This is a genomic window from Microcoleus sp. N9_B4, from assembly GCF_036701635.1.
Taxonomy (GTDB): domain Bacteria; phylum Cyanobacteriota; class Cyanobacteriia; order Cyanobacteriales; family Microcoleaceae; genus Microcoleus.
The window spans coordinates 224,616-231,446 of sequence record NZ_JAUBRC010000001.1 but is presented as its reverse complement, the minus strand read 5'-3'; the positions used below and the strand labels follow the sequence as shown (position 1 = coordinate 231,446).

The 6,831-nt window shown below is 47.2% G+C and carries 6 protein-coding genes; 4 read left to right on the top strand and 2 right to left on the bottom strand.

The genetic code is table 11. The features are described 5' to 3' along the window. The 3 genes from QUA43_RS01010 to QUA43_RS01000 form a co-directional block, all read left to right on the top strand. Positions 1–314 (top strand): hypothetical protein (locus QUA43_RS01010; protein ID WP_333370244.1); only part of this gene is annotated, 314 nt, incomplete at its 5' end. Positions 315–568: 254 nt separating this feature from the next. Then, the gene (locus QUA43_RS01005) at positions 569–961 is read left to right on the top strand and encodes a hypothetical protein (RefSeq protein WP_333370242.1); all 393 of its coding nucleotides are present in this window, start codon (positions 569–571) and stop codon (positions 959–961) included. A 331-nt stretch (positions 962–1,292) separates the two neighbouring features. Beyond that, a complete protein-coding gene (locus tag QUA43_RS01000; RefSeq protein WP_333370240.1) occupies positions 1,293–3,644 on the top strand; it encodes a PhoX family phosphatase in 2,352 nt (783 codons plus the stop codon). A 364-nt stretch (positions 3,645–4,008) separates the two neighbouring features. Here the strand turns inward: QUA43_RS01000 and larC are convergent, their stop codons facing one another. Further along, positions 4,009–5,418, bottom strand: coding sequence for a nickel pincer cofactor biosynthesis protein LarC (larC, locus tag QUA43_RS00995; RefSeq protein ID WP_333370238.1), 1,410 nt, complete (start codon positions 5,416–5,418; stop codon positions 4,009–4,011). 75 nt (positions 5,419–5,493) lie between these two features. On the opposite strand from larC, the gene QUA43_RS00990 reads away from it, so the two are divergent. Beyond that, the gene (locus QUA43_RS00990) at positions 5,494–6,156 is read left to right on the top strand and encodes an L-threonylcarbamoyladenylate synthase (protein ID WP_333370236.1); all 663 of its coding nucleotides are present in this window, start codon (positions 5,494–5,496) and stop codon (positions 6,154–6,156) included. Positions 6,157–6,488: 332 nt separating this feature from the next. Here the strand turns inward: QUA43_RS00990 and QUA43_RS00985 are convergent, their stop codons facing one another. Continuing rightward, positions 6,489–6,773, bottom strand: a complete 285-nt coding sequence (locus QUA43_RS00985; RefSeq protein WP_190738299.1) for a DUF427 domain-containing protein — start codon at positions 6,771–6,773, stop codon at positions 6,489–6,491. Between the last annotated feature and the right edge of the window lie 58 nt (positions 6,774–6,831).

Below are 6,831 nucleotides of genomic sequence, written 5' to 3'. Positions count from 1 at the left end.
GAATAATGAAGAGAACGCGGGGGCTGGTTTATCGACATCCTTTGCTACTGACAAGTATTTCGAGAAGAAGGAAGAAGCAAGAGGGAAGAGGGAAGAGGGAAGAGGGAAGAGGGAAGAGGGAAGAGGGAAGAGGGAAGAGGGAAGAGGGAAGGCACGACACGGATTTTGACACGGATACACGGATTAATTATCGAGGGTTCGTTCTGATGTTCAAGGAAGAAGGAAGAAGAATAACGCGGGGGCTGGTTGATCAACATCCTTTACTACTGACAAGTATTTCGAGTAAAACTGAGATATTGCACCATTATCAATAACCATTCTATGGGCGGGCAGGATGCCCACCCCACAAGAAAAGGCACTTGTTGTGGAACAGGCCGGAAAGCCTGTTAAGCGGAAATATGGTGACACAAAATATTATTTTAATCTAAGTTTAACTGGCTGTTAAATTTTATTAACTATCATTGACAAGTGTTAGTATTTAGTCTCAAACATAATGAATTTGTACCTACGCTTATTGTCGGCCGTTATTCTAGTCATTATCAGTTTAACAGCAAGTATATCAATAGGTTTGGCTGAAACAAAAGAGCGCTACCTTACCCTAGATGCGGACGGCGGTCAATCTTTTGCGAGTTTAGTGCAGCAGGCGGAAGATTTAGCGAAAGAGTCGATCGCCCGCGAGTTTCAAGAAAATCCGGCATTAACAGAAGTTACAGTCATTATTACAGCCGATCGCAGCCGACAAAGAGTTCCAGTTTTGCGATCGAGAGTATCCCGCCGCGACTGGCAACAAGATGCGAGAATCGAACAGTGGACTAGATATTTTGCGGATGCTCAATTCCTGCTGGGATTCAGAAACGGCAATATTTCGTCCGCAAATTCTGGGTCTTCGCAAGTGATGAATGCACCTGCGCCTAGTCGATCGACATCCCGAGAAAATGATCCGGGTTTTCGAGATGATTGAAATCGGGCATCGGGCATCGGGCATCGGGCATCGGTAACAAATCACAAATAACAAATCACAAATAACAAATCACAAATAACAAATCACAAATAACAAATCACAAATAACCAACAGCACGACACGGAAATCACGGATACACGGATAGATATTTTTTCCTGAATCTCTCTCTCTCTATTCCCCATTACCACTTGCTAATTACAATATTTAACTTTTTATTAACCTAAATATCTCCCTATTTTAATTAACCTTCAGGTTAACGTCCCTTAATTTAACAGTGATAGAGTTTCATACGGAATCATCAGATTAGGGAAGTTGGGCTGAACAGGAATTTATGTCTAAAATAACTCGCCGACAACTGTTAATTTTCTTCGGCAGCAGTGCCGCTACCACTGTGCTTGCCCCTCAACTAACTAAAACACTATTCGGCATCAATTCCACCTCGGCCGAAGCTGTAGTTCCGCTATCTTTCACTCCGTTAAGACTTCCCCACCCGCTGCCGATTTATCGAGAACTGCCCAGCTTTATGCCGACAGGCTTAAACGGACAGGGAACCGTGATGGCTGCTTCGCAGGATACTAGATTAACGAGTTACAGCATTGTTGACGATGTGGTTGTGCCGCCGGAATACGAACGTTATGTGATTGTCCGCTGGGGCGATCGAGTTTTTCCCAATCCGGCAGACTATTTCGGCTACAACTGCGACTACACGGCTTTTGTAGGCCTGCGCGGCAGCAGTGACGACGGCTATCTCTGGGTTAACCACGAGTATGTAGGTTTCCCGATGTCGAAAGTGGCACCGGAAGCGCCGTCTGATCTGGCACCATTTCCAACAACCGATCGCGCCGTCCTCGGTATAGACTTATCGGTCAAGAATCGCGATACGCTCGGCGAATTTCTGTACAATCTTGGTGGTTCGATCGTCCGCATCACCAAACAAGCCAACGGTAGATTTCAGGCGATCGCCGGCGACTCTCTCAACCGACGCATTCACGGACTTTCAGGCCTCGGAATCAACAGCCAGCGTACCGACAAATACAAAGATGTCACCTCCTGGGGAACCAGACAAGGGGATAACGAGTACCTCACCGGCACGGGCCCCGCAGCTACCCAAGTCTTCGCGCAAGTCAACACCGACGGACTCGGAAACCGCATCATCGGTACAGCCTACAACTGTTCCGGCGGCACAACCCCTTGGGGCACAATCCTCTCCGCTGAAGAAAACTTCCAAGGTAGCGAACTATTCTTCGTGGGAGTTCAGGAAAACATCAAACCCAACGGTGGCCAAACCAGCTACGCCAAGGGCACTATCGGTGAGGAATTCGGCTTAGTCGGCGAAAAATACGGCTGGATGGTAGAAGTCGATCCACAAGATCCAAGTTTCCGTCCCCGGAAGCACACATGGTTGGGCCGTTTCCGCCACGAAAACGTTGCGATTCGCGCTGAAGCAGGCCGCAAGTTAATAGGATACATGGGGGACGATCGGCGTGGCGGACACACCTGGAAATTTGTCAGCAACGGTACTGTCACGAATCCCGCAGATAAAAACAACAGCCGATTATTTGAAGACGGCATTTTGTACGTTGCCCAATATAACCGCAACGGTACTGGAAGATGGCTGCCACTGACATTAAATACCCCGACAAATCCGGTGCGTCCTTCTAAAGTTGGCGAAGCGGAATTAGCCAGTTTTGGTAAAGCTCAAAGAGATGCCGCTACTCGCTTGCCCAAACGCGCCGGAATTGCTGGTCAAACCGAAGACGGCGGTTCTTTTGTGGCGGATACAACTAATGAAGCAACAGCACTTCCGGGCTACCAAAATAAAACTCTGGCTAATTTCTACAGCAGCCAAGGTGCGGTTTTAGTTGATGCTTTCTTAGCTGCTAATTTGATTGGTGGCACTCCGACGGCGCGGCCGGAAGATTTGGAAGTTAATCCTACTACTAAGGAAGTTTTCATTGCTTATACTGACGCCGCACCCGGAAGCGACGGCTATCCAGATTCTCGCATTTTTACTGTTGCTAAATACGGTAGCGCAGTCAACAGCACTCAGCAGTCGGGAGGACTTTACAAAATAATTGAAGACAGTCCCGATGGTGCAGGCTTGACGTTCCGCTGGCAGCGTTTGGCTCAAGGTGGAGAAGCGGGTTCGGTAGCTGGATCTGGATTTGCTAGTGCAGACAATTTGGATTTTGACGCTCAAGGTAACATTTGGGCCGTCACTGATATGTCTACTAGCACGCATAACGGTTTTGATGTGGGTGCGAGTGGAAAGCCAACGACAATCGACCACAAAAAGACGGGAAATGTGTCAGATTTGACTGGTGTTTTCGGCAACAATTGGCTGTTTTATATTCCCACTTCTGGGCCGAATGCAGGAACAGTAATTCCGTTTGCTTACGGGCCGAATCGGTGCGAAATGACGGGGCCGACTTTTGTGGGGCGAGATACGCTGTTGCTTTCGGTGCAGCATCCCGGGGAAGATTGCCCGATCGATGATGGTACTGTACTCAGCCGGCAAATTGAAATGTTGGATTTGAACGGTGCTGTTTTTAATCAAACTCGTAGTGTTTCTCGCGGCAGTTTGTGGCCAAGCAATATTGAGAACGATCGGCGCAGATCGCCGATGCCGTCGGTGATTGGAATTCGTCGGGTGCGATCGACTCCAACGGGTCAGTTTGTTTAAATCTCACATCTTGCACCATTTTCAAGAACAGGCTTTTCGGCCTGTTCCACAAGACAATTCACTCTTTGTGGAACAGGCCGGAAAGCCTGTTCATAAAAGCTTATTGAGATGTTGCTGCGCTTGCCCCGAGTGATGGGGACGGGTACTCTTGGGGGTTGCGTACTTAGTGTGCTTAAATATTAGTTTAAGTAGCCAAAAACTAACCTACGTGTGAATTGACGGAAAAGCTGAATTTACCTCGCCATCTCAAAACGGATATCAGAGGTTTTGATTCCTCTGATTTAGATATTCCTCAAGCCTGCTGGGTCTGACGGGTTGTCAGCCCGTCAGGTACTAAATTCCTCTTGTAAGTCACTGTAATTGATTAAGTGCGATCGTACCAACTTTGCAGCGCCAAGCGGTGAACTTCCCGCCAGCTAATATTTTTAAGTCGGGCAATTTCCGCGCAATCTTCGTATTCCGGCTGTACATTAACAATCGTTTCTCCAGACTTCGCAACTTTTATCTTGACTTCGCCGTATTCTGTTTTAACAGTCTGGATTTCTCGGTGTAAAATCGTTCTTTGTTGAGTCGATCGCCTAATTCCCAGAGTAGTAGTTTCGCGAAAGATCACAGCTTCGCAAGCATCCTGAAATTCGGGATGACAAATCGCAGTTAACAAAACCCCCAGCCGCGACTTTTTCATCACAATTGGGGCAGTGAAAACATCCAGAGCTCCGGCGGCAAACAAAGCATCAAAAACATAGCCGATCGCCTGCGGAGTCAAATCATCAATTTGCGTTTCCAATACCGTAATATTTTCTATGGAATTGGGCATTGGTAATTGGGAATCGGGCATTGGGAATGGGGAATTAGTAGCCGTCTTTCTCCCACTCTCCCACTCTCCCACTCTCCCCCTCTCCCCTTCTGACTTCTCCCCAATCCAGAGGCGCAAAATATTAGGAATTGCCAGGTTTCGAGAACCTGCACCCAAACCAATGGCCTGAATTTGCATCGGCGGCGGCGGGCCGAAAGCAGAGGCGAGAGTACAGGCGATCGCAGTTCCCGTAGGAGTACACAATTCGCGATCGATGCCATTGCTATAAACCGGCACTCGGTGCGTTTCCCACAACCGCATCACCGCCGGCGTCGGCACCGCTAATCGGCCGTGGGCCGCCTTCACCGTACCGCCACCAGTCGGCATCGCCGAAAAGTAAAACTCCTGAATATCCAACCAATCCAAACCCAAACAAGTACCGACAATATCAATAATTGCATCCGTCGCCCCCACCTCGTGAAAGTGAACCTCGCTTGCGGGGATACCGTGTACGGCACCTTCTGCCTCTGCTAATTTGCCAAATACGGCCAAACTCCAAGCTTCCACGCGCGGAGGCAATTTTGCAGAGACGATGATTTGCTCAATTTCGGGCAAATTGCGGTGATGAGTGTGGCTAATTTCGGCATCTGCTTCGCCGTGACTGTGAGAATGTTCTTCCCCGTGATGATGGTGGTGGCGGGCGTCAAAAGTCGGGGATTCGGTTTCTGAGGGATCGAGTTCGGTAGCGGAATTTTCTGGTTTTAACGACAAATCCGCAGCTAAATCTACATAAAATTTAGTTGCTTGTTGAGTATTCCGGTGGACTAATTCCGTCCGCAACTGGTACTCTGTCGAAATGCCGAGCAAATTGAGTTTTTCGATTAGGTAGTCTAAAGGAACGCCGGCGTGGATGAGAGCTCCGATGCACATATCGCCAGCAATGCCGGTTGGACAGTCAAAATAAGCTATTTTATTCATTGTTAACAATTAATTTTTAGCATTGATTGTTTCACTCGATATTTCGATCGCCCACTTAGCCTGCAATATCTTAACATGGCAACTATTTACGAAGTGCATCCAGTTGCACCCCAAAGAGACCGGATCGAGAAAATTCAAAAAGCTCTGAAAAATGGGGCAGTGATGCTTTATCCGACAGATACAGTTTACGCGATCGGCTGCGATCTCAACTCCAAGTCTGCTGTAGAACGAGTCAGGCAGATCAAGCAACTATCCAATGATAAGCCTTTAACGTTCCTGTGTTCCTCTCTGTCAAATATCACCGACTATGCTGTCGTCAGCGATGAAGCATACAGAATTATCAAGCGGTTAATACCTGGGCCTTATACATTTCTGCTGCCAGCTACCAAGTTAGTGCCGCGGTTGGTAATGAGCCCAAAACGGAAAACCACAGGAATTCGCGTTCCAGACCAGCGGCTTTGTTTTACACTGTTGGAAGCCTTGGGAAATCCAATTATTTCAACATCCGCTAACATTACCACGGATGATGAAGGTGCAGCACCCGTGCCAGCAGGAAAAGCAGAAAGTTTTGGCAAAGCTGAACTTTTTGACTGTTTTTCAAAGTTAGTAGATGTCATTGTCGATGACGGTTCCGATCCGGGATATCAAGTTTCTACTATTCTCGATTTGACAGAAAGCGAACCGATTGTTGTTCGCCGTGGTTTGGGTTCGGAAGCTGTCGCCGTTTGGGAAGATTAAAATTTGAGGATGCTTTCGCTTCTCCAACAGTCCGCCGGGGGTTCAAAACCCCCGTCTCATAGCGAAAGTCCTCTCAAAGAGGACTGTTAAATATAGCGGTTATGGTATTTAATTTAATTAAGCTCTGTCCTATATTTTAAAAGATTCACAATTATCAGAGGAGCAATCGCTATCAGTAGATATTAGATATTATTTCTATTTGAACTCATCGCAACTTATGTTATTCCTCCCTAATTTCCACAGTCGTCTTAAGACGACTTCAGCTATGAGCCAGGGAATTAATTCCCTGGCGGCCTGTCGGAATCGCCAGCTAACAAACCTGCGGAAAAAACCTAAGCCTCTACCTTAACTCCTTTCCAAAAAGCAATATATCCGGCAATATTTTTAGCAGCATCTTTTGGAGTAGGATAGTACCACGCAGCATCTTTATTAACTTGTCCGCCGACTTCGACACTGTAGTAACTAGCAACACCTTTCCAACCGCAAGTAGTGTGAGTGCTGCTATCCTTGAAATACTCACGGTTAATGGCATCGGCGGGGAAATAATAGTTGTTGTCTACAATTTCGCACTTGTCGCTCTCGGCCAAAACGGCACCATTCCAAATTGCTTTCGGCATCAGTTTTTCTGCTTAAATTGAGATTCTCAATTATTGTAACTGTATTTGTGCTCAAAAG

Coding starts and splice junctions, on each gene's coding strand:
- QUA43_RS01000 (WP_333370240.1), top strand. CDS start 1,293: ATGTCTAAAATAACTCGCCGACAACTGTTAATTTTCTTCGGCAGCAGT.
- larC (WP_333370238.1), bottom strand. CDS start 5,418: ATGAATAAAATAGCTTATTTTGACTGTCCAACCGGCATTGCTGGCGAT.
- QUA43_RS00985 (WP_190738299.1), bottom strand. CDS start 6,773: ATGCCGAAAGCAATTTGGAATGGTGCCGTTTTGGCCGAGAGCGACAAG.
- QUA43_RS00990 (WP_333370236.1), top strand. CDS start 5,494: ATGGCAACTATTTACGAAGTGCATCCAGTTGCACCCCAAAGAGACCGG.